We start from the raw sequence: 26,199 nt of genomic DNA, 5'->3' as shown, positions 1-26,199 counted from the left end.
CTTTGGGGGAGGTGCCGAGTGAAACGAGGCGGAGGGGGCACGACTGAACCGCCATGCCCCTCCGTCAGCGCTGCGTGCTGCCACCTCACCCAAAGGGGGAGGATTGAACAGGTATCACAGTGTCTCATCCCCCAGCGCCACGCCGGCATTGCGGTGGGCGGCGACGAGGGCGTTGCGGAGTAGGACGGCGATGGTCATCGGGCCAACCCCGCCGGGCACCGGGGTGACGGCAGCGGCGACCTGCAGCGCCTCGGCATAATCGACATCGCCGACCAGACGTCCCTTGGTCTTGCCTTCTTCGGGCGGCAGGCGGTTGATGCCAACGTCGATCACAGTCGCGCCGGGCTTGATCCAGTCCCCCTTGACCATTTCCGGGCGGCCAACCGCAGCGATCACGATATCCGCGCGGCGCACCACGGCAGGCAGGTCTGCGGTGCGGCTATGCGCGATGGTGACGGTGCAGTTTTCGCCCAGCAGGAGCTGCGCCATCGGCTTGCCGACCAGAATCGAGCGCCCGATCACTACAGCGTTCAGACCCGACAGGCTGCCAAGCCGGTCCTTGAGCAGCATCAGCGATCCGAGCGGAGTGCAGGGCACCAGCCCCGGCAGACCGAGCGCAAGGCGGCCAGTGCTAATCGGGGTCAGGCCATCGACGTCCTTGTCCGGGCTGATCCGTTCAACCACGGCCTGTTCGTCGAGATGCCCCGGCAGCGGCAACTGGACCAGGATGCCATCGACCATGGGATCGGCATTCAGCCGGTCGATCAGCGCGATCAGATCGGCCTGCGCTGTGTCCGCCGGCAGCTTGTGTTCAAAGCTGGCCATGCCGCATTCGACGGTCTGTTTGGCCTTGCTGGCGACATAGACCTGGCTGGCGGGATCTTCGCCCACCAGCACCACTGCGAGGCCAGCCTTGCGCCCGGCCTTGGCTTCAAAACTGGCGGCATGTCCGGCGATGCGGCTGCGCAGGGTAGCGGCGAACTCTTTTCCGTCGATGATGGCGGCTTGGGTCATTGGTAGGCGGCGCTCCCCAGATAGGACAGGATGATCAGAACGATCCGCATCAGCACGATCAACACCAATGGTGAGAAATCGAGCGCACCGGTATGCGGCAACATGCGGCGGATCGGATTAAGCAGCGGATCGAGGATGGCATTGAGCCCTTGCCACAGTGCGCTGACAAAGGGGCTGTGCATGCTGACGACGTTGAACTGGATCAGCAGGTACAGCACGAACTGCACGATCACCACGGTGGTGACCACATCCATCAGCAACATCAGGATCGGTATCAGGACTTGGCTGATCACAGGCGGAACCCTCTCGCAAGTAAATGGGCCCCGCTGATAGCCGAGGGCAACGCCCCCGGCAAATGCTGGCTCTCAGACTGATTATTGTAAGCTTTGCTTACTAATTTGGCAAGAGGGACTAACTTACTGCCCCAGCAGGTACACCGCCAAGGCCCCCACCACGATACGGTACCAGGCGAAAGGCGTGAACCCAGCGCGGCTGACATAGGCGACGAAGACCTTGATCACCGCCAACGCGACCACGAAGGACACTGCAAACCCCAGCGCAATCAGACCCCAGCCAACCGGCCCGGTCCCCGCCATCAGCGCTTCCCGGCTATCAACCAGTTCCAGCGTCGAAGCGCCCAGCATGGTCGGGATGGCCAGGAAAAAGCTGAATTCGGCCGCGGTGCGGCGCTCGATGCCCATAGCCAGCGCGCCCATAATCGTCGCTCCAGACCGGCTGACCCCGGGGATCATCGCGATGCACTGGAACAGCCCCACGCCCAGCGCCTGGCGCACCGGCAGCTGCGCCACCCCGCTGGCCGGGCCGGGCCGGGCGATCTTTTCAATCGCCAGGATCGCAATCCCGCCCAGAATCAGCGCCCAGCCGACCACCATCGGGCTGCCCAGCAGCATGCGAATCTGGTCTTTCAGCAGCAGACCCAGCACTGCCGAAGGCAGGAAGCCCAGCAGAATGTTGCGCACGAAGATCAGGCTGATCCGCTCCAGCCGCAGCAGCCCCTTGCCGACCGCCCAGAACGTGCGCCAGTATTGCACCACGACTGCCAGGATCGCTCCCAGCTGAATTACCACATTGAACACCGCCCAGGTCGCGGCATCATAGCCGAACAGCTCGCTGGCCAGGATCAGGTGCCCCGTGGAAGATACCGGGATGAATTCAGTCAACCCTTCGACAATGCCAAGCAGAATCGCGGTGATCGTAAGGTCCATCAGTTCCCCCCGGCGGCGCTAAGCGCACGGTCATCGAATTGCAGCGCGGCGAGCCGGGCATAGAGTCCGCCCTGCCCGATCAATGCATCATGGGTGCCGCTTTCGACCACACGGCCCTTGTCCATCACCACGATCCGGTCCGCCGCGCGCACCGTGGCGAGGCGGTGGGCGATGACCAGAGTGGTGCGGCTGGCCATCAGCCGATCAAGCGCGTCCTGCACCAGCCGTTCGCTTTCAGCATCCAGCGCGCTGGTCGCTTCGTCCAGCAGCAGGATCGGCGCTTCGCGAAGCAAGGCGCGGGCAATCGCGATGCGCTGACGCTGTCCGCCCGAAAGGCGTGCGCCGCTTTCGCCCAGGAACGTGTCGAGCCCGTCGGGCAGTTCGCGCAGGAACTGTTCGGCATTGGCCGCACGCGCCGCATCCCAGATCTGCTCGTCGCTGGCCTGCCAGTTGCCATAGCGCAGATTGTCGCGCGCCGAGGCGGCGAACAGGGTGCCTTCCTGCGGGACCAGTGCCATGCGGCGGCGGATCTCTGCCGGATCGACCGAGGTCAGCGGGACGCCGTCCAGCTTGATGACCCCGGCTTGTGGATCGTAAAAGCGCTGCGCCAGCTGGAACAGCGTGCTTTTGCCCGCGCCGGACGGGCCGACGATCGCCACGGTTTCACCGGGCTGCACCGTCAGGCTGAAATCGGCCAGCGCGGATACTTCCAGCCGGGTCGGATAACGGAAGGTCACCCCCTCAAACGCCAGCATCCCGCGCGGCGGGACGGGCAACAGCAAGGGCCGCGCGGGCGGGGCGATCAGGGGTTTTTCATTGAGCAATTCGTTGAGGCGGCTGGCCGCCCCGGCCCCGCGCAGCAGATCGCCATAGACTTCGGCCAGGGCTCCGAATGATCCCGCGACCAGCCCACCGGCCAGTACGAACCCGGCAATCGTCCCGCCGCTGAGCGACCCTTCGGCGACCTTGAGCGCGCCTTCCCACATCAGCAGGACGATCCCGCCCAGGACCAGAATGATCACCACGCTGGTCATCAGCGCGCGAATCCGGATCCGGCGCTTGGCCGTGGCAAAGGTCTGTTCAACCACTGCCGAAAAGGCCTGCCGCTCATGCTCTTCCTGATTGAAAGCCTGAACCACCCGCATCGCGCCCAGCACTTCAGAAGTGCGCGCACCGATATCCGCTACCCGATCCTGGCTGGTGCGCGAGATATTGCGCAGCCGCCGCCCGAACCAGGTGATCGGCACCACCACCAGCGGGATGCCCAGGATCAGCCCGGCGGTCAGCTTGGGGGCGAGATAGAACAGATAGGCGATCCCGAAAATCGTGGTCAGCGAATTGCGCAGCGCGACCGAAACAGTGGTTCCCACCACCTGTTCGATGATCGCGGTGTCCGACGTCATTCGCGAGGAAATTTCCTTGGGGCTGTTTTCCTCGAAAAAGCTGGGGGGCAGCCGCATCAGGTTGGACTGCACTTTGTAACGCAAGTCACCTACTACGCGTTCGCCCAGCCAGCTGACGAAATAGAACCGCACTGCCGTGGCCAGACCCAGCACCGCGACGATCATCAGCAGGTAATGGAACACCTGGTTGATCGATTCCGGACTGGCCCCCTGCCCGAAAGCGGTATCGACAATCGAGCGCAGCCGGTCCGGGATCGAGATCGTCGCAGCGGATGTGACGCACAGCGCCACCACGGCGATGGCCACTTGCTTGGGGTACTTGACCGTCTCGCGCCAGATCATCCGCAGCGGCCCCAGGTTGCGCGCCGGGGGCGGTTCGGCATTAGCGGAGGATTGGGGCTGCTCTGGCGCGACCGCGGACTTTTCGGATTCCATGGCGCAGCGCCCTAGCACAGTGCCGGGCCGAGGTAAGGGACAAAACCGACCGTTGTGCAATGCAGCGTCAAATATTGCATTGCACAATGCATTGATTGCCGCCACCATGGCAGGCCAGATTCCGGGCTTGACCGGTTCGGCAGGAGGTTCGCAGCTTGCTTTACACCGCCTATGAAATGCAGCGTTCGTGGCTCAATGCCGCCAGCACCTGGGCTTCGGTCGGGGCTGAAATGCTCAACAATCCGGTCATGCCGTTCGGATATAGCGGGATTGCGCCGGTAATCTCCTCGGCACTGGAAGTGTTCGCCCATGCCTCCGCGCCCTATGGCAAGCCTGATTTCGATATCGAAGACGTCACGGTTGATGGCGTGACTCATCCCGTTACCGAAGCGATCGTGCTGCACAAGCCGTTTGGCAACCTGCTGCGCTTTACGCACCCCGGCTTGCCCCAGGGCGCGCCGCGGCTGCTGATCGTCGCACCGATGAGCGGACATTTCGCCACGCTGCTGCGCGGCACGGTGGCACGGATGATTGAGCGGTGTGAGGTCTACATCACCGACTGGGCCGATGCGAAGATGGTGCCGCTGTCCGCCGGCGAGTTCGATCTGGACGATTACATCGACTATCTGGTTGAATTCTTCGAACATATCGGCCCGGGCGCCCATGCCCTGGCAGTATGCCAGCCTTCGGTGCCAACCTTTGCCGCGACCGCGATCATGGCGGCGGACAAGCATCCCTGCCGCCCGGCCAGCCTGACCATGATGGGCGGCCCGATCGACACACGCGAAGCGCCGACCACGGTCAACGATCTGGCGATGCAGCGCCCGATCGAATGGTTCCGCCATACTGTGATCGCCACGGTGCCGCTGCAATATCCGGGTGCGGGACGCCGGGTCTATCCGGGGTTCCTGCAGCTGGCGGGCTTCATGAGCATGAACCTGGGCAACCACATGCTGAGCCACTATCACATGTTCAAGCACCTGGTCGAAGGTGCGGACGAGAATGCCGACGCAACCAAGGCGTTTTACGACGAATACCGCGCGATCTGCGATCTCAACGCCGCCTATTACCTCCAGACGGTCGAGGAAGTGTTCCAGAAGCACTCCTTGCCCAACGGCACTTTCAACCACCGCGGCAAAGTGGTCGATCTGGGCAAGATCAAGGACACCGCGATCCTGGCGGTCGAGGGTGAGCGCGACGACATCTCCGGGATCGGTCAGACCAAGGCCGCGCTGCACCTGGCAACCGGCCTGTCAGAAGCGAAGAAGAAGTACCACATGGCCCCCGAAGTCGGCCATTACGGCATCTTCAACGGCAGCAAATGGCGTGATCTGATCGCCCCGATCGTCGAGGACTGGATCGCCAAGCACGACAAAGTGCAGCTGAAGGTGGTAGCCTAACCTTCCGGCGCGGCCGGAACCGCCGGTTCCGGCTGCACCCGCAGGAAAATCCGGCGCAGCACGCGCCAGGCCATGACCAGCAGCACGGCGGTGAACAGCGCCAGCCCCAACGCCACCCCGCCCGCAGCGACCGGGTGGCTGTAGGCGAGGTAGAGCAAGCCGCCGGTCGCCACGTCTTCCACGGTCGATAGCGCTGCATTGCTGAACGGTTCGGGGCTGGTGTTGACCACGGCGCGCGCGCTGGCCTTGCCCCCGTGCGAGAGCAACGAGGCCCCGCCGCCCAGGATAAAGGCAATCGCCTGGGTTGCCGGATCGCCGGGATCGACCACAGCCAGAGCCAGCAGGGCCCCGCCCAGCGGCCGGATCAGGGTGTGGATCGTATCCCACACCGTATCGAGCCACATCACCTTATCGGCAAAGAATTCCAGCGTTGCCGCTACCCCGGCGGTCCCCATCACCCAGGGATTGGCGAGCACCTGCAAGCTTTTGAGGTTTTCGGGCAGCGGCAGCACGTTGTAATGCATCGCCAGCCCCGTCGCCAGCACACACAGATAGAGCCGCCAGCCCGATAGCAGGCTGACCGACCCCGCGATCCCCAGAATTTCGACAATGCCGAGATGCTCGCCCATGGCAGCTTCTCCCCCCAGCGCGACCTAAGGGGACAGAGCTTGGCCCGGTTTGGGCGATTTGGCAAGTTTGGCCCGGTTGCCCCCTCCCGCAGGCGGGAGGGGAGGATAATCACCCCATCAGATCAGGATCGACGGTCAGCATCGCATCCAGCTGCACCCCGGCGCTGTTGAGCAACATCGAAACCTGGGTGTATTGCCCGACGGTATAGACCAGATCGATCCGGCCTTCGTCCCCCAGCGGGGTGAGGGCGGCCCAGGTCGGGTCGGTGATGAAATGGCCGCGCACCAGTTCGTCGCAGGCAGTCAGCACGGCCCGGTCGATCGTGCTCCAGCCGGGAGCCTGCGCACCCCGCTTGATCGCCGCCACTTCATCCGGGGTCAGTCCGGCCTGCTGCCCGATCACCACGTGCTGAGCCCATTCGTAGCCCGCCCTGCACAGATAGCCGGTGCGCAGGATCGCGAGTTCGCGCATGCGCGGATCGAGCGAATTGCCCGGCCCCAACACATAGTTGCCCCAGGCGAGAAACGCCTTCAGCGCGGCAGGCTTGTGCGCCTGAGTGCGGAAGATGTTGAAGGCGCGGGCAAATTCGGGCAGCCCGGCCAGCGCGGCCTGCGCCTCCGGACCAAGCTCCGCGTCATGCAGCGGGGCGATCCGGGGCGCAGGCAGACGCATCTTACAGGACTTCGAACAGCCCGGCTGCGCCCTGACCGCCGCCAATGCACATCGTCACCACGACATACTTCACGCCGCGGCGCTTGCCTTCGATCAGCGCGTGGCCAGTGCAGCGCGCACCGGTCATGCCGAAGGGGTGGCCGATCGAGATCGAGCCGCCGTTCACGTTGAGCAGTTCATCAGGGATGCCCAGCTTGTCGCGGCAGTAGAGCACCTGCACGGCGAACGCCTCGTTCAGTTCCCACAGGCCGATGTCGCTCATCTTCAGCCCGGTACGTTCCAGCAGCTTGGGGATCGCGAAGACCGGACCGATGCCCATTTCGTCAGGCTCGGTGCCCGCCACAGCCATGCCAACATAGCGTCCGAGCGGAGCAAGCCCGCGCTTTTCGGCCAGCTTGGCTTCCATCACCACGCAGGCCGACGAGCCATCGGACAACTGGCTGGCGTTACCAGCGGTAATCACCCCGCCTTCGCCCATCACCGGCTTGAGGCTGGCCAGCCCTTCAAGGGTGGTTTCAGGGCGGTTGCAATCGTCCTTGTCGGCGGTCACTTCCTTGTAGGAAACTTCCTTGGTTTCCTTGTCGACCACAGCCATGGTTGCGGTGCACGGCACGATTTCGTCGTTGAACTTGCCGGCCGCCTGGGCCGCAGCGGTCAACTGCTGCGAACGAAGCGAGTATTCATCCTGCGCTTCACGGCTGATGCCATAACGCTTGGCCACCACTTCGGCCGTGCCGATCATCGGCATGTAGATGTGCGGGTGCATTTCCAGCAGTTCGCGGTCCGGCTCGACAAACATCTTGCCGCTGCCGACTACCTTGGAAATGCTTTCGAGGCCGCCCGCAACGCAGATGTCCATGTTGTCGACGATGATCTGCTTGGCCGCAGTTGCGATCGACATCAGGCCGGAGGAGCACTGGCGGTCCATGGTCATGGCCGGGACCGAAACCGGCAGTCCGGCGCGCAGTGCGGCGAGGCGGCCGACGTTGCCGCCGGTCGAACCCTGTTGGACCGCGGTGCCCATCAGCACGTCATCGACTTCGCCGCCTTCGATCCCGGCGCGCTCGACCGCTGCCCGAATCGACCAGCCGCCCAGCGTCGCGCCGGTGGTATTGTTGAATGCACCCCGCGCCGCCTTGGTCAGCGGCGTGCGGGCGGTGGATACGATAACTGCGTCACGTGACATTGCGAAAATCCTTTGGTCTTGGGCCGCACGGGGGCTTCGACAAGCTCAGCCCGCGCGGAATAGGGTCATTACACGAAAGTCTGCTCAGCCTGAGCTTGTCGAAGGCCTGGCAGGAGTGCCGATCCCTGGGGAGGTCCGGTTCAGACGAAGAACTGCGTGATCCATTCACAGATCAGCGCGGGCTTGTCTTCGCCTTCGATCTCGATCGTGATCTCGTTGGTCTGCTGCCATTGGCCGGGGCGCTTTTCGACCAGTTCGAGCAGCTTGGTGTGGCTGCGCACGCGCTTGCCGGATTTGACCGGGCTGATGAAGCGGGTCTTGTTGCCCCCGTAATTGACGCCCATCTTGACGCCATCGATCCGCGCCCCATCGGTCATCGCGCCCAGCACCGGGATCAGCGAGAGAGTGAGGAAGCCATGGGCTATGGTTCCGCCGAACGGGGTCAGCTTGGCTTTTTCCTCATCAATGTGGATGAACTGGTGATCGCCGGTAGCTTCGGCAAACATGTTGATGCGTTCCTGCGTCACGTGGAACCAGTCCGACACGCCGATCACTTCGCCGGTCTTGGCCTGCATTTCTTGGGGGGTCATTTGCCTCTCCTTCGCACTGAATCTCTGCGCCTCTCATGGCCCAAGCGAAGGCGCGGTGCAACGCGCGCTGTGCTGCCGCTACGGCAAGCGGTGCGTGAGGGAGGTCAGAAGCTGCGAATCACCGGGCTGGCAGCGGCTCAGAGCGGTTCGCCCACTGCGGCGGGCGGCGATTCAGCCAGCGCTGGGCGGGCTTTTCCAGCCCGTGGTAAAGTCCGACCGAGGCCGCCGCGACGCTGCCCAGATAGCCTCCGAGACCAAGCCAACCGAGTTGGAGCGAGGCATCGACGAACAGCAGCTTCCAGACAATGAACAGCAGGAAGTGGGCCAGGTAGGTCGAATAGGAAATCTCGCCCAGATAGGTCAGCACCTTGTTGCCGAGCAGCCGCGAAACCGGCCCGGTATCGAGCGAAAGCGCGGCAAGAGCGAGGAAGAACAGCCCTGGCACCAGGGCGGTTTCGGGCAGGCGCCAGGCGAGGCACATGGTGAACCAGAACAGGCAGGCCATCGCCGCGCGCCAGGCCCGGCCGCCGCTGGAGGTCCAGCGCTGCCACAGGATGCACAGCACCATACCCATCGCGAATTCGGGCAGGCAGCGCCACAGGCCAAGCCCGGAAATGTCCTCTCCCAACGTGGTATAGCCATGAGCCGCGAAGACGGCGTGGACCGTGCCCGCCATGGCCAGCAGCAGCGCATAGAGCGCCCAGCGCGGCCAATGCTCCCACCGCGCGGCCATGACCACCAGCGGAAACAGCAGATAGGCGGCCAGTTCGGTGCTGATCGACCAGGCCGGATGGTTCCAGCTGAGTGCATCCGTCAGCCCCCAGTTCTGCACCAGCGCGAAGTGCAGCGGCAATTGCTCGAGCGGATAGCCCGAGGCATCGCGCCCGGTGGCCAGCAGCAGTGTAACCAGACCCACGAACCCGCCCAGCACCGCCGCGTGCAGCGGCCAGACCCGGGCGAATCGGCGCCACAGGAACAGTCGTGCTTCCGCCCAGCCGCCACGCCGCAGCTTGTCCGCGTAATTGTACCAGATCACGAAGCCTGACAGGATGAAGAACAGGTCAACCGCGAGATAGCCCTTGCCCAGCGCGGCAATCGTCCAGGCGGGCAGCAGATCAACCAGCGACAGGCGGATGTGATAGAACACCACCGCCCAGGCCGCGATCCCGCGAATCCCGGTCAGGGCATCGAGGTGGTGGGGCTTGGCCGCCGCGCCGGTCATGCTGTCTTGACCCGCAGCACCGGCTGGCCACCCTGACCACGCGGCGCGCGGTGCAGCGGCTGGTCGATTCGCCTGGCATAGGACCACAGCCCGCATTGCAGCCCGATCAGCATGAACATGACCGGCTGGAACGCGATCCCGATGAACAAGGCGCCTACGAAATAGACCATCTGCGACAGCTGCAGCGCATTGGCCAGCGGGGCGATCCAGGCGCGCTGCGCATCTGTGCGGCCTTTCCAGCGGCGGCGCAGGCGTTCCATTTGCCAGATCCCCAGCGCATGGATCCAGGCCCACAGCAGGAACCCGGGATAGCCCTGTTCACCCAGCATCTCGAAATAGGCCGAGTGATAGGCCCGGCCCACTTCCTCGTGGTATTCGGTCTTGATCGAAACGTTGTTGTGCGATCCTTCGGCCTTGCTGGTCGGCACGCGCAGGCGATTGCCAAGGTAAGCGTCGAAGCCGCCGCCAAAGGGATGATCCTTCACATAGTCCAGCGTCCACATCCACACTGCAACCCGGGTGCTGGCCGATTGGTCTGACTGGTGGTTCTCGATCGTGTTCATCCGCTTGGTATAGCTTTCCGGCAGGAACGGGATCGCCACCAGGACTGCCACACTGGCCAGTCCGGCATAGAGGAACCGCCGCTTGGCCGAACGCAGCGCCAGCACGCCCAGCAAGGCGATGCAGAGCAGACCGGTGCGGGTCTGGGTGCCGATTGGGATCAGCAGGCAGGCAAATGTCAGCCCCAGCGCGAACAGCGTGACCAGCCGGTTCGGCGTAAAGATCGTCCCGAACCGCGCCAGCCACCAGATCAGCGGGACGACTGCGATGGCGATGGTCGACAGGGTCGACCCTTCATAGATCCCGGCATTGTCGGCCACGAACAGCCGCAAGGTGCCATACCCGCCGCCGCCCGCCAGGGTCTTGATCCCGCCGCAGATCACAATCGCGCCAACCGTCAGCACGATCAGCAGCGTCGCGGCTTCGATCCGCAGCCGGGTGCGCAGGGTCAGGGGCAGGAAGATCGCAAAGAACAGCGCTTTCCACACCCAGGCCCATTTCTCCACCGCCGAATCGGGATAGTCGGCGGCCAGCGTGGTCATCCCGCAATAGACCAGCAACAGCGCGATCAGGCCCTGGCGCAGGGTAAAGCGGGTGTCATTCTTGGCATCGAGCATCAGCCAGCCGCCAAAGGCCAGCAGGAAAGCGATCAGCGAGATCGGCAAAGAGGCCAGCAGCCCCCACGAAATCCGCTGCGGGGTCAGGATATCGATATAGAGATAGGCCAGCACCCACACGAAGGGGCGGCGCAGCCCCAGCGCAAGCAGGGCAAAGACAAAGCCGGTCAGCGCCAGGTCAAGCACGCGGGCGCACCTGCAGGCGGGGCTTGGTCCGCGCGGGCGGCTCGCTCGGCGGGGGCGGCGGCGCTGGCGAGTCCATCGGTTCCTCGTGATCCAGATCGGCGCGATGCAGCATCCGCCAGGCCGCAAGGGCCAGCAGGGCATGGGTCAGTGCCAGGGCGAAATAATCGATCATCCGGAAAGCCCTTTAACCGCACGGGGTTGACGGCCCGTTAAGCCTTCCCGCGCTAGAGAATGCGGCCATGACCAGGGTTCTGCACGTCCTCGACCACTCGCTGCCGCTGCACAGCGGCTACACCTTTCGCACCCGCGCGATCCTGACCGCGCAGGCGGCGATGGGGCTGGAAGTGCGCGGGATCACCGGGCTGCGCCACACGGCCGAAGGCCCCGACGTGGAACAAGCCGAAGGGCTGACCTTCTACCGCACCCGCGGCAATGCCAGCGGCCCGGTGGGCCTGCGCGAATGGCGCGAGATCAATCTGCTGGCCGATGCCATCGTCGCCTCCGCGCAGGATTGGCAGCCTGACCTGCTGCACGCCCACAGCCCGGCGCTGTGCGGCAAGGCGGCATTGATCGCGGGAAAGCGGCTGGGGATCCCGGTGGTCTATGAAATCCGCGCCTTCTGGGAAGACGCCGCCGTTTCCAACGGCACGGGCCACGAAGGCAATGTCAAATACCGCCTGACCCGCGCGCTCGAAAGCCATGTCGTCAGCCAGGCAGATGCGGTCGTAACGATCTGCCAGGGCCTGAAAGCAGACCTGATCGGACGCGGCACGGCGGCGGACAAGATCACGGTCAGCCCCAACGGAGTGGACCTCAGCCTGTTCGGCGAACCAGTGGCGCGCGATCCGGCGCTCGCGGAGCAGCTCGGGCTGGGTGCAGGCCCGGTGGTGGGATTTATCGGCAGCTTCTATGACTATGAAGGGCTGGACGACCTGATCGAGGCCATGCCCTTGCTGATCCAGCGCGTACCGGCGGCCAAGCTGCTGCTGGTCGGCGGCGGCCCGATGGAAGCGGCGCTGCGGGCCCAGGCAGAGGCCAGCCCCGCCAGTGCGGCGATCCGCTTTGTCGGGCGTGTGCCGCACAGCGAGGTGGAGAAATACTATGCGCTGGTCGATGTCATGGCCTATCCGCGCAAACGCAGCCGGTTGACCGATCTGGTCACCCCGCTCAAGCCGCTCGAAGCCATGGCCCAGCGCCAGCTGGTGGCCGCATCGGATGTCGGCGGGCACCGCGAACTGATCACCGACGGGGTCACCGGCACGCTGTTCGCCCCGGACGATCCCGCCGCCTGCGCCGACGCGCTGGCGGCCTTGCTGGGTGACCGGTCAGGCTGGGAAGCGCGCCGCGATGCGGGCTATGCCCACGTCCAGACCAGCCATGACTGGGCCCGCAACGTTTATCGTTATCAGGATGTTTACCATCTCGTCTTATCCCGTTTGGTGGACTGCCGCCGTTCTGCCGCCTGACTACGGCGGAACCGGCAGCCAGGATTGAAATGACGGGGTATTCAAGAGTGGCAAAGCAGCACAAGCGCAGCGCGCCCAAAGGCAAGCCGCAGGCCAGCAAGCCGATCACCAGCCACCAGCTGTTTCCAGCTGTGGTTGCGCTGTGGTTCGGGGCGCTGTTCGGGCTGGGAAGCCTGGCCGTACGCCCCAGTCTGATCGAATCGCTGGTGATGAAGAGCCGGATCGATCTGATCGTTCCTGCCGCCGCTCCGCCGCTTGGCATTACGGCGCGGATGCTGATTGCGCTGGTTCTGGCAGCCATCGGTGCCGTGCTGGGCGTGATGATCGCTCGCCGGAGCGCCCGCCCCAAGGTTGAACAGCGCCAACGCAAGCGCGGCGTGCGCAGCGGCGATGCCGCTGCATCGGGCTATGCCAGCCGCAGCGGCCATGCCGCACCGCTATCGGTCCACGATGAAATCGGCCCCGATGCCGAAAGTGGCGGAGTGCTGGCCGGACGCCGCCGAGGCGCGCTGGCAATCGAACAAGAGGAGCCGGAATTCGTGCCCCATGAAATGGCCCCCTTGCCGGGCGGCGCACCGCAGGTGCTGGACATCGCCGGGATCGAACTGGCCGAATATGCTCCGATCGAATCTGCCGAAGCGGCACATGCCCCGCTCGATCTGGGCGCTTATGCCGAACCGGCCCCGGCCCCCGCCGCACCGTTCGGTCAGCCGATCCACGCCCAGGCCGATGCTCGCCAGCTGTTCCAGCCGCTGCCCGAAGCTGATGCGCCAGTCACTGAAGCGCCGTTTGCGCCGAAACCCGCCGTACCGCCTTTTGCCATGCCTGCGCCAGCCGCACCAGCTCCCGCCATGCCCAGCTTTGCCGCTCCGGCAGAACCGGTTCCGGCATTCGCCGCGCCCGTCGCCGCTGCGCCGCCGCCGGTTGCAGCTGCCCCCGAATTCCAGCCGGCCGAACCGGCCTCGGCACGCCAGATCTTTGGCATGCCGATCGATGGTGATCATATTGACCCGGAATTCGTCCGCGCTGCCGGGTTCAAGACTTCTGTCTTTGAAACCGAGGCAGCCGAACCGCTGTTCAACGGCCGCATGACCAGCGACGCGGATGCCGAACTGCCGCCCGCAATGCCGGCCGCGCAAGTTCACCAGAGCTTTGCCCCCCCGGCCGCGCCCGAACCGGTTGCCGCCGCGCCTGCTCTGGTTGAGCCTGCTCCGGCACCGGTAATTGCACCGGCCGACCCGCTGCCGTCCGTGACCGGGCTGGGCATGACTGACCTGGCTACTCGCCTGCAGCAGTCGATGCAGCGCCGCCGCGCCGCACGCTCGGGTGAAGCCGGTTCGGCTGAACAGGCAACCGTACCTGTCGTTGCCGAGGCAGAGCCGGTCGTCGCTGCACCCCCCGCTTTCGCCGCACCGCAGGCGTTTGCCGCGCCGCCAGAGCCTGTGCTTGCACCATTTGCCGCACCAGCACCGGTTGCAGCCGCCCCGATCGCGGATGCTATCTCGTTGCTGAACCCGGCACCGGTCCATGCCGCGCCTGATCCTGCCGCCGTGATCACCCCGGCCCCGCTGCCGATGCCCGCCTCGCTGCGCCCGCTCAATCTCGAAGCGATGAGCGATGACGATGACGACATGCTCGCCAGCTTGTTGCCGCCGCGCCATATCGCCATGCCGGTAACCGCTCCGGCTTCGGCAGAGGCCCCGCCTGCGCCATTCGCCGCCGCAGCACCCGAAGCGCCTTCGGCATTGCTGCCGGCCCAGCCTGCCCCCTTCACTGCGCCCGCTTCCTTCGCGGCCCCTGCCGCGCCGTTCGCGTCGCCGGTAGCCGAAGAGGAACCCGCCGCTGTTGAAGTCGAGGTAGCCGAGGAAGAGAGCTATGCCTCGCTGCTCGATATCGGCCAGCCGCTTTCAGCGCGCTCGCAGTTCGTGCGGATCGAGGAACCCGAGGCCGAAAGTCAGGCTGTCGAACCAGTGGTGATTTTCCCTGGCCAGGCCCCGCTGGCGCCGCCCGCACCATTTGCCGCCAGTCTGGCCGAAGCAGATACAGTGCCGTTCCGGCGCTTCGATGCGCCCAGCGCCGCCGGACAGGGTGGACCGATCGCAGGCCAGGCCATGCAATCGAGCACCGATCCGGCCGAGGCCGATCAGGCCCTGCGCGCGGCGCTGGCCAACCTGCAGCGGATGAGCGGCGCGGCCTGACCGCCTTCAATCCGTCCTGAAATCCTATTCAAGAACCGCTTGGGCCGACCCAAGCGGTTCTTGTCCTTTTCGCAGTTGCAAAAACAGTATCGTGTCGTCATGGGGAACCATGGCGCAACTTTCGCTGCTTTTGGTGGCGGGGTGGATTGCGCTTAATTGCCGGAAATCAGCGATTCACGCGCGGTTGCGCGGAGAATCGTGACGCTCGGCGGCATGAACAGGATGGTACATCGATGGGTTTTCCGGCGCCCCAGGGGCTCTATGATCCGAACAATGAGCATGACGCATGTGGTGTGGGCTTTGTCGCCCATATCAAAGGTGCGAAAAGCCATGCGATCATTAGCCAGGCGCTGGAGATTCTGAAAAACATTGACCACCGCGGCGCGGTTGGTGCCGATCCCCTGCTGGGTGACGGCGCGGGGATCCTGATCCAGTTGCCCGATGCGCTGTTCCGCAAGTGGGCCGACACCGAAGGGCTGAAGCTGCCCCAGCCGGGCGACTATGCCGTGGCGATGTGCTTCCTGCCGCAGGATGAACAGAGCCGTACCTTCGTGATCGGCACTTTTGAAAAATTCATCGCCAAGGAAGGCCAGCGGCTGATCGGCTGGCGCGACGTGCCGGTGAATACGGACGGACTGGGCAAGGCCGTGCTGGAATCGATGCCGGTGGTGCGCCAGTGCTTCGTCGCGCGCGGGGAAAACTGCGCCGATCAGGACGCGTTTGAACGCAAGCTGCTGACGATCCGCAAGCAGACCCAGAACCCGCTGGCAGCGCTGGCCGAAAAGCATGGCCTGCCCGGCCTGACCGAGCTGTACATGCCCAGCTTTTCCAGCCGCACGGTGGTTTACAAGGGGCTGCTGCTGGCAACGCAGGTTGGCAGCTTCTATCGCGACCTGACTGATCCGGACTGCGTTTCCGCGCTTGGCCTCGTCCACCAGCGCTTCTCGACCAACACCTTCCCCAGCTGGAAGCTCGCGCACCCCTACCGTTTGATCGCCCACAACGGCGAGATCAACACCGTGCGCGGCAACGTCAACTGGATGAACGCGCGCCGCCGCACGATGGAAAGCGAACTGCTGGGCGCCGACCTCGACAAGATGTGGCCGATCATCCCGCACGGGCAATCGGACACGGCCTGTCTCGACAATGCGCTCGAACTGTTGCTCGCGGGCGGGTTCAGCCTTGCCCATGCGGTGATGATGCTGATCCCGGAAGCCTGGGCCGGCAATCCGCTGATGGATGCCAAGCGCCGCGCGTTCTACGAATACCATGCCGCCTTGATGGAACCGTGGGACGGCCCGGCTGCCGTCGCCTTTACCGATGGCCGCCAGATCGGCGCGACGCTGGATCGCAATGGCCTGCGCCCGGCGCGCTTCATCGTGACCGATGACGATCTGGTGGTAATGGCATCGGAAAGCGGCGTGCTGCCGATCAAGGAAGACAACATCCGCCGCAAATGGCGCCTGCAGCCCGGCAAGATGCTGCTGATTGATTTCGATCAGGGCCGGATCATCGAGGACGAGGAACTGAAGGCCCAGCTTTCGGCCGAGGAACCCTATGAAGCCTGGCTGGAATCGGCGCAGTACAAGCTCAAGGACCTTGACCTGATCGAGCCCGAACTGGCGCAGCTGCCGGTGGAAGTGACCAGCCTGCTCGATCGCCAGCAGGCCTTTGGCTACACCCAGGAAGACGTATCGAAGTTCCTGGAGCCGATGGGCCGCAATGGCGACGATCCGCTCGGCTCGATGGGCACCGACACCCCGATCGCGGTGCTGTCTGACCGCAGCCGCCTGCTCTACGATTACTTCAAGCAGAACTTCGCCCAGGTCACCAACCCGCCGATCGACCCGATCCGCGAGGAACTGGTGATGTCGCTGGTGTCCATGATCGGCCCGCGCCCCAACCTGCTGGGCCGCGATGCCGGCACGCACAAGCGGCTTGAGGTTGACCAGCCGATCCTGACCAATGCCGAAGTGGCCAAGATCCGCTCGGTCGAAGCTGCGCTGGACGGGGCGTTCCGCACCGAAACGATCGACATCACCTGGGACGCAGCCAGCGGCGCGGCGGGTCTGGAAATGGCGATCAAGGAAATGTGCTGGGCCGCAACCGAAGCGGTGCTGCAGGACAAGAACATCCTGATCCTGTCCGACCGGGCGCAAGGGCCTGACCGGATCCCGATGCCCGCACTGCTCGCCACCGCGGCGGTCCATCACCATCTGGTCCGCCAGGGGCTGCGGATGCAGACCGGGCTGGTGGTCGAAACCGGCGAAGCGCGCGAAGTGCACCATTTCTGCGTGCTGGCAGGCTATGGCGCCGAAGCGATCAACCCCTATGTCGCCTTCGAAACGCTGGAAGATATCCGCGTGAAGAAGGACCTGCCGCTCACCGCTTATGAGGTTCAGAAGAACTATATCAAGGCAATCGGCAAGGGCGTGCTCAAGGTGATGTCCAAGATGGGCATTTCGACCTACCAATCGTACTGCGGCGCGCAGATCTTTGACGCCGTCGGGCTGTCGAGCAAGTTCATCGAACGCTACTTCACCGGCACCGCGACCACGATCGAGGGCGTCGGGCTGACCCAGGTGGCCGAGGAAACCGTCCGCCGCCATGCAGCCGCCTATGGTGACAATCCGATCTATGCCAAGATGCTCGACGTCGGCGGGATGTACGGGCTGCGCTTGCGCGGTGAACAGCACGCCTGGACCGCAGACAACGTCGCCGCGCTGCAGCACGCGGTGCGCGGGAATATTCCCGAAAAGTACCGCGAATTCGCCCAGACCATCAACGATCAGTCCACCCGGATGCTGACCATCCGCGGGCTGATGGATCTGAAGCCGGCCGACAAGCCGATCGACGTCAGCGAGGTTGAACCCGCCAGCGAGATCGTCAAGCGGTTCGCCACCGGGGCAATGAGCTATGGCTCGATCAGCTGGGAAGCGCACACCACGCTGGCCCAGGCGATGAACCAGATCGGCGGCAAGAGCAACACCGGCGAAGGCGGCGAAGATCCGCGCCGGTTCAAGCCGATGGAGGATGGCCGCAACCTGCGCAGCGCGATCAAGCAGGTCGCATCGGGCCGGTTTGGCGTGACCACCGAATACCTGGTCAATGCCGATGACGTGCAGATCAAGATGGCCCAGGGCGCCAAGCCCGGTGAAGGCGGGCAGCTGCCCGGCGACAAGGTGGACAAGACCATCGGCGCGACCCGGCATTCCACCCCCGGCGTCGGCCTGATCAGCCCGCCGCCGCACCATGACATCTATTCGATCGAAGATCTGGCGCAGCTGATCCACGATCTCAAGAACGTCAACAACGGCGCGCGGATTTCGGTCAAGCTGGTCAGCGAAGTAGGGGTCGGCACGGTTGCTGCGGGCGTATCCAAGGCGCGCGCGGACCATGTCACGATTTCCGGCTATGAAGGCGGGACCGGCGCTTCGCCGCTGACCAGCCTGACCCATGCCGGTTCGCCCTGGGAAATCGGCCTCGCTGAAACTCAGCAGACCCTGCTGCTCAACAACCTGCGCAGCCGGATCTGCGTGCAGGCCGATGGCGGGCTGCGCACCGGGCGCGATGTCGCCGTGGCGGCACTGCTGGGGGCGGATGAATTCGGCTTTGCCACCGCGCCGCTGATCGCGGCCGGGTGCATCATGATGCGCAAGTGCCACCTCAACACCTGCCCGGTCGGCGTGGCGACGCAGGACCCGGTACTGCGCGCGCGCTTTACCGGCCAGGCCGAACACGTGATCAACTACTTCTTCTTCGTGGCCGAAGAACTGCGCGCGATCATGGCCGAAATGGGCTTTCGCACCGTCGGCGAAATGGTCGGCCGGGTTGACCGGCTCGACATGAAGCAGGCGATCCACCACTGGAAGGCGCAGGGCGTGGACCTTGGCCGGATCCTCTACCAGACCCCGCTGGGCGACAGTCCGTCGCTCGGCTGGTCGGGCACGCAGGACCACGGGCTCGACAAGGCGCTCGACAACGATCTGATCGCGGCTGCCGCCGATGCGCTGGACAAGAAGAGCCCGGTGGTGATCGAACGCAAGGTAATCAACGTCAACCGCACCGTCGGCGCGATGCTGTCGGGCCAGGTGGCGCGGCGTTATGGCCATGCCGGGCTGCCGGACAACACGATCTCGATCCGCCTGACCGGGGTCGCCGGGCAAAGCTTTGGCGCGTGGCTGGCCCACGGCGTCAGCCTTGAACTGACCGGCGATGCCAACGACTATGTCGGCAAGGGCCTGTCGGGCGGCCGCGTGGTCGTGCGCCAGCCGGGCCATGTTGACCGCGAGCCGACCGAGAACATCATCGTCGGCAACACCGTGCTCTATGGCGCGATTGCGGGCGAGGCGTTCTTCAACGGCGTTGCCGGGGAACGCTTTGCCGTGCGCAATTCGGGCGCGGTCGCGGTGGTTGAAGGCACCGGGGACCATGGCTGCGAATATATGACCGGCGGCGTGGTGATGGTGCTGGGCAAGACCGGGCGCAATTTCGCCGCGGGCATGTCGGGCGGTGTCGCCTATGTCTATGACGAGGCGGGCAATTTCGCGCAGCTGTGCAATCAGGCGCAGGTCGATCTGCTCCCGGTTGCCAATCTGCGCGACGAGGAGGACGGCGCCGGCCGTCCGCAGCAGCGCACCAATGGGGTCAGCGATGCCGGGATGGGCGATGTGCTGCGCCACGATGCCGACCGTGTGCGCGTGCTGCTGGAACGCCACCACCTCCACACCGGATCGAAACGCGCCCGCATGTTGCTCGATGATTTCGACGCCGCGCTGGGCAAATTCGTCAAGGTGATGCCGCGCGATTACGCCAAGGCGTTGCAGCAACTCGAGGCCGAGCGGCTCAGCGCCGCCTCGGTGGCCGCGGAATAAGGGTTAGGACTATGGGCAAGGAAACCGGCTTTCTCGAGCTTGACCGCAAGGACCGCACCTATGCGGATGCTGGCGAACGGGTGAAGAATTACAACGAGTTCGTCGTTCCCCACAAGGAAGAAGACCTCACGGCGCAGGCAAGTCGCTGCATGAATTGCGGGATCCCGTACTGCCACAACGGCTGCCCGGTGAACAATATCATCCCCGACTGGAACCACCTGGTCTATGAAGGGGACTGGCAGAACGCACTGGAAGTGCTGCACAGCACCAACAACTTCCCCGAATTCACCGGCCGCATCTGCCCCGCCCCGTGCGAGGCGAGCTGCACGCTGAACATCCAGGACCAGCCGGTCACGATCAAGAGCATCGAATGCGCGATCGTCGACAAGGGCTGGGAACAGGGCTGGATCGTGCCGCAGGTGCCCGCACACCGCACCGGCAAGTCAGTCGCCGTGGTCGGATCGGGCCCGGCCGGGCTGGCCGCCGCGCAGCAACTGGCGCGCGCGGGCCATTCGGTGACCCTGTTCGAAAAGAACGACCGCGTCGGTGGGCTGCTGCGGTACGGCATTCCTGACTTCAAGCTGGAAAAGCACCTGATCCAGCGCCGCATGGTGCAGATGCTGGCCGAAGGCGTCGAATTCCGCACCTCGACCGAAGTGGGCGTGGCGATCTCGGTCAATTCGCTCAAGGAAAACTTCGATGCGATCGTCCTGTCGGGCGGGGCGGAAGACCCGCGCGCGCTGGACATTCCGGGCTGGGAACTGCCCGGCGTGCGCTTTGCGATGGAATTCCTGACCCAGCAGAACAAGCGCAATGCGGGCGACGATGAACTGCGCGCCGCACCGCGCGGCACCTTGGTCGCCACTGGCAAGCATGTGGTGGTAATCGGCGGCGGCGATACCGGCTCTGACTGCGTCGGCACCTCGATCCGTCAGGGCGCGGCCTCGGTCACCCAGATCGAGATCATGCCCAAGCCCCCGGAAAAGGAAGACAAGGCGCTGACCTGGCCGAACTGGCCAATGAAGCTGCGCACCAGTTCCAGCCACGAAGAAGGCTGCGAGCGTGACTGGGCGATCCTGACCAAGCGCGTCGTCGGCGAAGGCAATCAGGTGACCGGCCTGGAATGCGTCCGCGTCGAATGGGTGGGCGGCAAGCTGCAGGAAGTGGCCGGCAGCGAATTCACGCTCAAGGCCGACCTGATCTTCCTCGCCATGGGCTTCCTTGGTCCGCGCAAGCAGGGTCTGATCGATCAGGCCGGGGTCGAGCTCGACGCGCGCGGCAACGTGTTCGCCGATACCTTCAGCTATCAGACCAGCGATCCCAAGATCTTTGCCTGCGGTGACATGCGCCGGGGGCAAAGCCTCGTGGTCTGGGCGATCCGCGAAGGCCGCCAGGCCGCCCGCGCGGTTGACCAGATGCTGATGGGCCAGACCGACCTGCCACGCTGATCCTTTTCACAGCGAGTGAAACCAGACAGGGTGCCTTCCGCAAGGGAGGCGCCCTGTTTGCAACTGCCAGACGGCCCGGCGCCGCCTTGGCCAGAATCAGACCGGCACGGCCAACCCGCGAGCCTGTGGGTGCGGGCGCGGCGCAGGCCGGGCCCGGGCCGGCGCTGCGACATAGGTGCTTGCCCGGCGTGTGGTCAGGTGACGTTCCAGCACATCGAAAATCGCCGAATCCTCCTGACAATCGAACTTGCGCGCGAACAGATCGTTGCTGAGCGTCAATTCGGAAGCATCGCGGCTGACAAAGGTGCGTGGACGCAACTTGATCAGGCCGTCGGGAACCCAATCGATCAATCGCATGTCATCATTGACCACTGGGCCGCGCGGGAATGTGTTCATCAAGGCGGTCTGGAAAAATCCTTCGTCGGCGATCAGGCTGCGGCGATAGAACCGCTTGATCCGCGCAACCGACGGATCGCTGCAAACGTGTTCGCAAAATGCCCGGCTGACGACCTTCCATTGGGTGCCAATGTAAGGGGTCATCCCGGCGGGAAGCTTGCGGCGGATGCCGGTCCGCCAGATCTTCCCGAACAGTTCCAGAAACACGCTTTGCACCCGGTTCATCGTATCGGGCCGCACCAGCAACTGATCGGCGTAGCGGATGAACTGCGTGCCCGGATGGGCGGCCAGGAAATCGCGAATATAGCCTTGAGATTTCAACGGAAAATCCTGGCCGCTGAGATTGATGTAATGCTGCCATTCGGTGCTGCCGTCGAGCAAATGCTGCATTCCCCGCAATTCGGCATCGACCAGACTGAAACCACCCCACAACGCACGTCGGGAGGGCAAAATCTCGGCTTCGGGATAGGATTTCAGGAACTCCGCGATATCCGCCGCCAGCGCTTTGCCCGAACTCTTGTCGATATGGACGAGATAGCGATTGCCCGGCGCATGGATCGCCTTGAACATCCGTTTGAACTGTTCGGGAAAGCGATGGACCAACAGGAAATAGGCGATCATCAGGCAGGATTCCTTGGGTTTCCCCGTCGCGTCGCGCGCGCAGGGGCAAAGCCCGGATCACCCGCGTGAAGACCCGTCAATGCATCACGATTGGAGCGAAGATTCAAACGCGACAGACTTACTGACAACAGCAGGGGCGCTTGAATGGAGAACGTCCGATATGGGGTTCCAAACCCCGAACTACAAGGCGTGGCGCGCCCGCTTCGCAGGCTGCCCCATCTGAACCCGATCCACACAGCCAGAGCTTGTCGAACGGCCCGTTTACCCAGGCACTCTTGCCGGTTCAGTCACCTCTTGCGCGACACAAGCTCAGCATCAGCGGCGAGTTTTCAGACCTTCGCCGGCAAAAACCGCGGATTGCGCAGCAGCATGGCTGAAATCAGCGGCACCAGCAGCGCGATCGGGGCGATTTCGCTGAGTGTGATCAGCATCCGCAGCAGCGGATTGGCATACATCGCGGCGAAGGCATCCATTTCGGCCTTGAACGCCGTCAGATCCGCCGCGCTGGCCCCGCTGGCCTGCTTTTGCGCCAGCGCGCTGGCCATATATTCGGCCATGAAGCGATAGTCGGTGGCCCACATGTAGGCTTCCCAGCCCAGCACATAAAACAGGCAGGCAACCGCCGCGATGGCCATGCCCACGCCCAAAGCGGGCCAGAACCGGATCACCCCGCCGCGCTGCTCATCACGCACTTTGCGCACACCCACGAACACCAGACTGAGCGCGATCAGCATCGACAGATAGCCCAGCGCCATGCCCAGCGCGCCACCTTCGACCCCGGACAGGATCACAAAGGCCAGATTGGCGAGCAGGATCGCGCCGCCAATCGAACCGTAAACCAGAATCAGCCGTTGCATGTTCAGTCCTCCCTAATTGAGGACCGTCCAGCTATCGCACTGGCAGGCCCGGATGTATCGCCCAGAAGGGTGACTGGCGGCAAATCGGCCATTTTTACGGCACCAGATCCAGACTGCGCGCCTTGGCGATCGCCTGAGTGCGGCTTTGCGCCTCCAGCTTTTCGAACAGCCGCGCCAGATGCGTCTTCACCGTGTTGGGCGAAATCGCCAGCCGCCGCGCGATCACTTTGTTCGAATGCCCCGCAGCCAACAGATCAAGCACGTCGCATTCGCGCGGGCTGATCCCAAGACTGGTCAGCGCGGCCCGGTTGCGCTGGAACGGGCCAGTGCGGGCGCGCGGGGTAAGCCGATTGCCGAGCCAGATCCCCAGCCCCGCAAACAGCAGCGCGACGCACAGCACATAAAGCGAGGTCGACCAGGCGCGGCTTTGATGGCGGAAGTCCATCCATTCCACCAACAAGGCCAGCGCTGCCAGCGCGCCGCCATAGATCAGGATCAGCCGGACCATGGCCTGCGATTAGACCACGGCGCGCGGTCTTGCTCAAGGCCCCGGGTTTGCAGGGCAGGCTGCGTCAACGGGTGATCTGGTGCTATTGGGAGTCAGCGAATTGCCACACCAAGCCGTCACCCAGTGGCCCGATCGCCCATTCGAAGCCTGATCCGGGATCAGGACCTGTTGCCAGTCGGCGCAGGATCTGGCTGGCGACGCGGCGCGCTGTCCAGCATGACCGGGCCTGCGCCAAGGTGATCCAGCCGCCAACGCCGCCGGGGATTGTCGATCGTCAGCCGGAACGGCAAGAGCCCCTGTGATCCCAAATTGGCGAACGGCACTTCAGCAAAGATGGTATGGCCCAATCTTGCCGCAACGGACGCCAGTCTGGCATCGCGATTGAGGTTGCCGATCAGGATTGGAATCTCGCGATCAACCGTGCGGATTGCGCCAACCGGGATCAGCTTCATGGCGGGATCGATCCGGTCCGCAACCGACTTTGGCAGCATCAACACCCCGGGATTGCCACTATCGATCAGCAGGGCAATCCGCTGGCCTTGCACCTCGATGCTGGTTTCCAGCTGACTACCGGGCTTGCGCCGCTGCCATCCGGCTTTTCCAACGGGTCTTGCGGCGGTCAGACTGAACCTGCTGGCGGGGTAATCCAGAGTGATGACATGGCGGGGAAACTCATCCGGCCCGATGATCAGGGGCGCGTCGGCACCCACAAAGCCCTTGTCTTCCAACACCACCGCACGGACGTTTCGCAACGTGATGCCGCCCACCACAATGCTGTCAATTCGCACCGTCTTGGCCATCATGGGCGGCGTATTTTCGAATGGGCTGCGCAACGCCACTTCGCCTGTGATCGGCAGCTTGTGTTTATCGACATAGGCGCGCTGGACCACCGCACCCGTCGATCCGGTATCAAATTCCACAACCTCGGCTGGACGGCCGTTGACGCTGGCCACAATCCGGGGCCGTCCGGTCGAAATATCCATCGGCATGTCGCCGGGCGCGGCGGGCGCGCCAACGGCGGCACCCGCCGAACCGCCGTCAGACGGGCCCTGGATTGGCTTCGCAAGCTCTGCTCCATTGGCGCCGATCCCGAGCGCGGCGGCCAAAAGTACCCCAAGGACAGCTTTCATCTTCGTCTCCGTATATTACGATTCGCAATATACTTGACCAATGCGGTGACATTCGTCAAGGTCCTGTCATGGCCAACCGACTTACCGATCTTGAAGGGGCGGCTCTCGCCGAGATTGCCAAGCGCGGAGCGGCCACCAGCTATGCCGTGGCGCAGGCTTTTGCGGGTTCGCCATCCGAATTCTGGTCGGGATCGGCCGGGGCAGTCTATCCGATGATCAAACGCATGGCCGCACGCGGCCTGCTGAATTCGGAAACCGCCCTGACCGGAAAGCGCCCAAGCCAGACGTACTGTCTGACCGAACAAGGGGTGACTGCCCTGCACGGCTGGCTGTTGGATTGTGAACGGGCTGCTGGCTTGGGATTTGATCCCTTGAGGACCCGGTTGGTTCATCTCCACCTGGTTCCGGTTGCGCAGCGTGAGCAGTTTCTGGCGGGTGTTCGCAGCCAGTTTGCGCAGCGAACCGCAAAGGATGCTTTTGAGAGTCAGCCGCTTTCCCGCAAGGTCCATCAGACCTGGCTTCGCGCCAGGGCCCAGTGGCTTGGCATGCTGGATCAGTTGATCGAATGATAGAACCAAGCTAGCGCGCGGCCATGCGCCTCGCCTTCCTTGCCTGCCAGGAAACCCTGCCCGGATCGCCCACCCGCCGCGCCGATGCGTTTGAGCATGACCTGCAAATCGCGGCGCTGCGCGAGGGACTCGCGGGACGGGCTGAAGTGCTCGATCTGGACTGGCGGGGGCCGCTGGAGCCGATCGCCGAATGCCAGTTGGCGCTGCTCGGCACGGCCTGGGACTATACCGATCACCCGGCCGAATTCCTGGCCCGGCTGGAAGCGCTGGAGGCGGCAGGCGTGATCGTGTGCAATCCGCCGCAAATGGTGCGCTGGAATGCCGACAAGCATTACCTTGAGGATCTGGCCGCGGCCGGCGCGCCTTCAATCCCGACCCTGTGGCACGACGATCCGGGCGAGGCGGACATCGCGGATGCGTTCGATCAGTTCGGCTGTGAGCGGCTGGTGGTAAAGCGCCGGGTTGGCGCGGGCGCGGTCGGGCAGTTCAGCTTTGTCCGGGGCGATCCGGCGCTCAGCGGCTGGCGGATGGGCACGGCGGCGATGATCCAGCCGTTCCTGCCCGCGATCCAGAGCGAAGGCGAATTGAGCCTGCTGTTCATTGGCGGGCGGTTCAGCCACGCGCTGAGGAAGCGCGCGGTGGCAGGGGACTACCGGATCCAGTCACTCTACGGCGGGACCGAACATGCAGTGCAGCCCGAAAGTGCCGACCTGGCCCGCGCCCAAGCGGTGATGGCCATGCTGCCGTTTGATCAGGCCCCGCTCTATGCCCGGATCGATATGGTGCGCGGGCTCGACGGGCAGATGGCCTTGATCGAGGCGGAACTGATCGAACCCTACCTCTACCCGCTGCAGGATGCAGGCTTTGGCACGCGGCTGGCCGAAGCGGTGCTGGCGCGGGTGGGGTAGCAGGACAGGACGAGACGGAGGAGCTTGGCGGCGAGGCCCTTACCCCACCGTCATTCGCTGCGCGAATGCCACCTCCCCATTT

22 protein-coding genes are annotated in these 26,199 nt (G+C 64.3%); 7 read left to right on the top strand and 15 right to left on the bottom strand.

Annotated elements, in window-relative coordinates; genetic code table 11:
* Positions 1–114: 114 nt before the first annotated feature.
* The 4 genes from folD to MNBBLIKP_RS07980 form a co-directional block, all read right to left on the bottom strand.
* The gene (folD, locus tag MNBBLIKP_RS07995) at positions 115–1,014 is read right to left on the bottom strand and encodes a bifunctional methylenetetrahydrofolate dehydrogenase/methenyltetrahydrofolate cyclohydrolase FolD (protein ID WP_088309236.1); all 900 of its coding nucleotides are present in this window, start codon (positions 1,012–1,014) and stop codon (positions 115–117) included.
* A complete protein-coding gene (locus MNBBLIKP_RS07990; protein WP_254912961.1) occupies positions 1,011–1,307 on the bottom strand; it encodes a YggT family protein in 297 nt (98 codons plus the stop codon). Before MNBBLIKP_RS07990 ends, folD begins: the two co-directional genes overlap by 4 nt.
* 123 nt (positions 1,308–1,430) lie before the next feature.
* Positions 1,431–2,240, bottom strand: a complete 810-nt coding sequence (locus MNBBLIKP_RS07985) for an undecaprenyl-diphosphate phosphatase (RefSeq protein ID WP_088309234.1) — start codon at positions 2,238–2,240, stop codon at positions 1,431–1,433.
* Positions 2,240–4,078: an ABC transporter transmembrane domain-containing protein gene (locus MNBBLIKP_RS07980; protein ID WP_088309232.1), complete on the bottom strand. Its 1,839-nt coding sequence runs from the start codon at positions 4,076–4,078 to the stop codon at positions 2,240–2,242. Before MNBBLIKP_RS07980 ends, MNBBLIKP_RS07985 begins: the two co-directional genes overlap by 1 nt.
* Before the next feature lie 155 nt (positions 4,079–4,233).
* On the opposite strand from MNBBLIKP_RS07980, the gene MNBBLIKP_RS07975 reads away from it, so the two are divergent.
* Entirely contained in the window at positions 4,234–5,478 is a 1,245-nt protein-coding gene (locus MNBBLIKP_RS07975) for a polyhydroxyalkanoate depolymerase (RefSeq protein WP_088309230.1), read from the top strand.
* Here the strand turns inward: MNBBLIKP_RS07975 and MNBBLIKP_RS07970 are convergent.
* From MNBBLIKP_RS07970 to MNBBLIKP_RS07940, 7 genes are all read right to left on the bottom strand, one after another.
* Positions 5,475–6,107: a DUF4126 domain-containing protein gene (locus MNBBLIKP_RS07970; protein WP_088309228.1), complete on the bottom strand. Its 633-nt coding sequence runs from the start codon at positions 6,105–6,107 to the stop codon at positions 5,475–5,477. The two genes, MNBBLIKP_RS07975 and MNBBLIKP_RS07970, sit on opposite strands and share 4 nt — an antisense overlap.
* A gap of 109 nt (positions 6,108–6,216) precedes the next feature.
* Positions 6,217–6,780, bottom strand: coding sequence for a carboxymuconolactone decarboxylase family protein (locus MNBBLIKP_RS07965; RefSeq protein ID WP_088309226.1), 564 nt, complete (start codon positions 6,778–6,780; stop codon positions 6,217–6,219).
* Between the two features lies 1 nt (position 6,781).
* Positions 6,782–7,966 (bottom strand): acetyl-CoA C-acyltransferase, encoded by a 1,185-nt coding sequence (locus MNBBLIKP_RS07960; protein ID WP_088309224.1) that lies wholly within the window; start codon positions 7,964–7,966, stop codon positions 6,782–6,784.
* Between the two features lie 140 nt (positions 7,967–8,106).
* Complete coding sequence (locus MNBBLIKP_RS07955) at positions 8,107–8,556, bottom strand: MaoC family dehydratase (protein WP_088309222.1); 450 nt, start codon at positions 8,554–8,556, stop codon at positions 8,107–8,109.
* Positions 8,557–8,674: 118 nt separating this feature from the next.
* Positions 8,675–9,778, bottom strand: a complete 1,104-nt coding sequence (locus MNBBLIKP_RS07950) for an acyltransferase family protein (RefSeq protein WP_088309220.1) — start codon at positions 9,776–9,778, stop codon at positions 8,675–8,677.
* Complete coding sequence (locus MNBBLIKP_RS07945) at positions 9,775–11,142, bottom strand: putative O-glycosylation ligase, exosortase A system-associated (RefSeq protein ID WP_088309218.1); 1,368 nt, start codon at positions 11,140–11,142, stop codon at positions 9,775–9,777. The genes MNBBLIKP_RS07950 and MNBBLIKP_RS07945 overlap by 4 nt, the downstream gene beginning before the upstream one ends.
* Positions 11,135–11,314: a hypothetical protein gene (locus tag MNBBLIKP_RS07940; RefSeq protein ID WP_088309216.1), complete on the bottom strand. Its 180-nt coding sequence runs from the start codon at positions 11,312–11,314 to the stop codon at positions 11,135–11,137. Before MNBBLIKP_RS07940 ends, MNBBLIKP_RS07945 begins: the two co-directional genes overlap by 8 nt.
* Before the next feature lie 67 nt (positions 11,315–11,381).
* Here MNBBLIKP_RS07940 and MNBBLIKP_RS07935 point away from each other — a divergent pair, with 67 nt between their 5' ends.
* The 4 genes from MNBBLIKP_RS07935 to MNBBLIKP_RS07920 all read left to right on the top strand — a co-directional run bounded on the left by MNBBLIKP_RS07935 (position 11,382) and on the right by MNBBLIKP_RS07920 (position 21,128).
* Complete coding sequence (locus MNBBLIKP_RS07935) at positions 11,382–12,608, top strand: TIGR04063 family PEP-CTERM/XrtA system glycosyltransferase (protein WP_088309214.1); 1,227 nt, start codon at positions 11,382–11,384, stop codon at positions 12,606–12,608.
* A gap of 47 nt (positions 12,609–12,655) precedes the next feature.
* Positions 12,656–14,806 (top strand): hypothetical protein, encoded by a 2,151-nt coding sequence (locus tag MNBBLIKP_RS07930; protein ID WP_088309212.1) that lies wholly within the window; start codon positions 12,656–12,658, stop codon positions 14,804–14,806.
* 233 nt (positions 14,807–15,039) lie between these two features.
* Positions 15,040–19,680 (top strand): glutamate synthase large subunit, encoded by a 4,641-nt coding sequence (gene gltB / locus MNBBLIKP_RS07925; protein WP_088309210.1) that lies wholly within the window; start codon positions 15,040–15,042, stop codon positions 19,678–19,680.
* Positions 19,681–19,691: 11 nt separating this feature from the next.
* Positions 19,692–21,128, top strand: a complete 1,437-nt coding sequence (locus tag MNBBLIKP_RS07920; protein ID WP_088309208.1) for a glutamate synthase subunit beta — start codon at positions 19,692–19,694, stop codon at positions 21,126–21,128.
* 96 nt (positions 21,129–21,224) lie between these two features.
* On the opposite strand, the gene MNBBLIKP_RS07915 is transcribed toward MNBBLIKP_RS07920, so the two are convergent.
* From MNBBLIKP_RS07915 to MNBBLIKP_RS07900, 4 genes are all read right to left on the bottom strand, one after another.
* Entirely contained in the window at positions 21,225–22,145 is a 921-nt protein-coding gene (locus tag MNBBLIKP_RS07915; RefSeq protein WP_088309206.1) for a beta-1,6-N-acetylglucosaminyltransferase, read from the bottom strand.
* 329 nt (positions 22,146–22,474) lie between these two features.
* On the bottom strand, positions 22,475–23,002 hold the full coding sequence (locus tag MNBBLIKP_RS07910; RefSeq protein WP_088309204.1) for a DUF4199 domain-containing protein: 528 nt from the start codon (positions 23,000–23,002) through the stop codon (positions 22,475–22,477).
* A 94-nt stretch (positions 23,003–23,096) separates the two neighbouring features.
* Positions 23,097–23,510 carry a response regulator transcription factor gene (locus MNBBLIKP_RS07905; RefSeq protein WP_088309202.1) on the bottom strand — a complete coding sequence of 138 codons (414 nt, stop codon included), beginning with the start codon at positions 23,508–23,510 and terminating at the stop codon, positions 23,097–23,099.
* A 158-nt stretch (positions 23,511–23,668) separates the two neighbouring features.
* On the bottom strand, positions 23,669–24,640 hold the full coding sequence (locus MNBBLIKP_RS07900) for a retropepsin-like aspartic protease (protein WP_088309200.1): 972 nt from the start codon (positions 24,638–24,640) through the stop codon (positions 23,669–23,671).
* Between the two features lie 68 nt (positions 24,641–24,708).
* Between MNBBLIKP_RS07900 and MNBBLIKP_RS07895 the strand changes: the two genes are divergently transcribed.
* Positions 24,709–25,209 carry a PadR family transcriptional regulator gene (locus MNBBLIKP_RS07895; protein ID WP_088309198.1) on the top strand — a complete coding sequence of 167 codons (501 nt, stop codon included), beginning with the start codon at positions 24,709–24,711 and terminating at the stop codon, positions 25,207–25,209.
* Positions 25,210–25,232: 23 nt separating this feature from the next.
* Positions 25,233–26,117 (top strand): ATP-grasp domain-containing protein, encoded by an 885-nt coding sequence (locus MNBBLIKP_RS07890; protein WP_088309197.1) that lies wholly within the window; start codon positions 25,233–25,235, stop codon positions 26,115–26,117.
* Positions 26,118–26,199: the final 82 nt, after the last annotated feature.

It is taken from the genome of Novosphingobium sp. B 225 (assembly GCF_002198665.1).
In the GTDB taxonomy this organism is placed as follows: Bacteria; Pseudomonadota; Alphaproteobacteria; order Sphingomonadales; family Sphingomonadaceae; genus Novosphingobium.
This window is presented reverse-complemented; position numbering and strand designations above follow the sequence as displayed.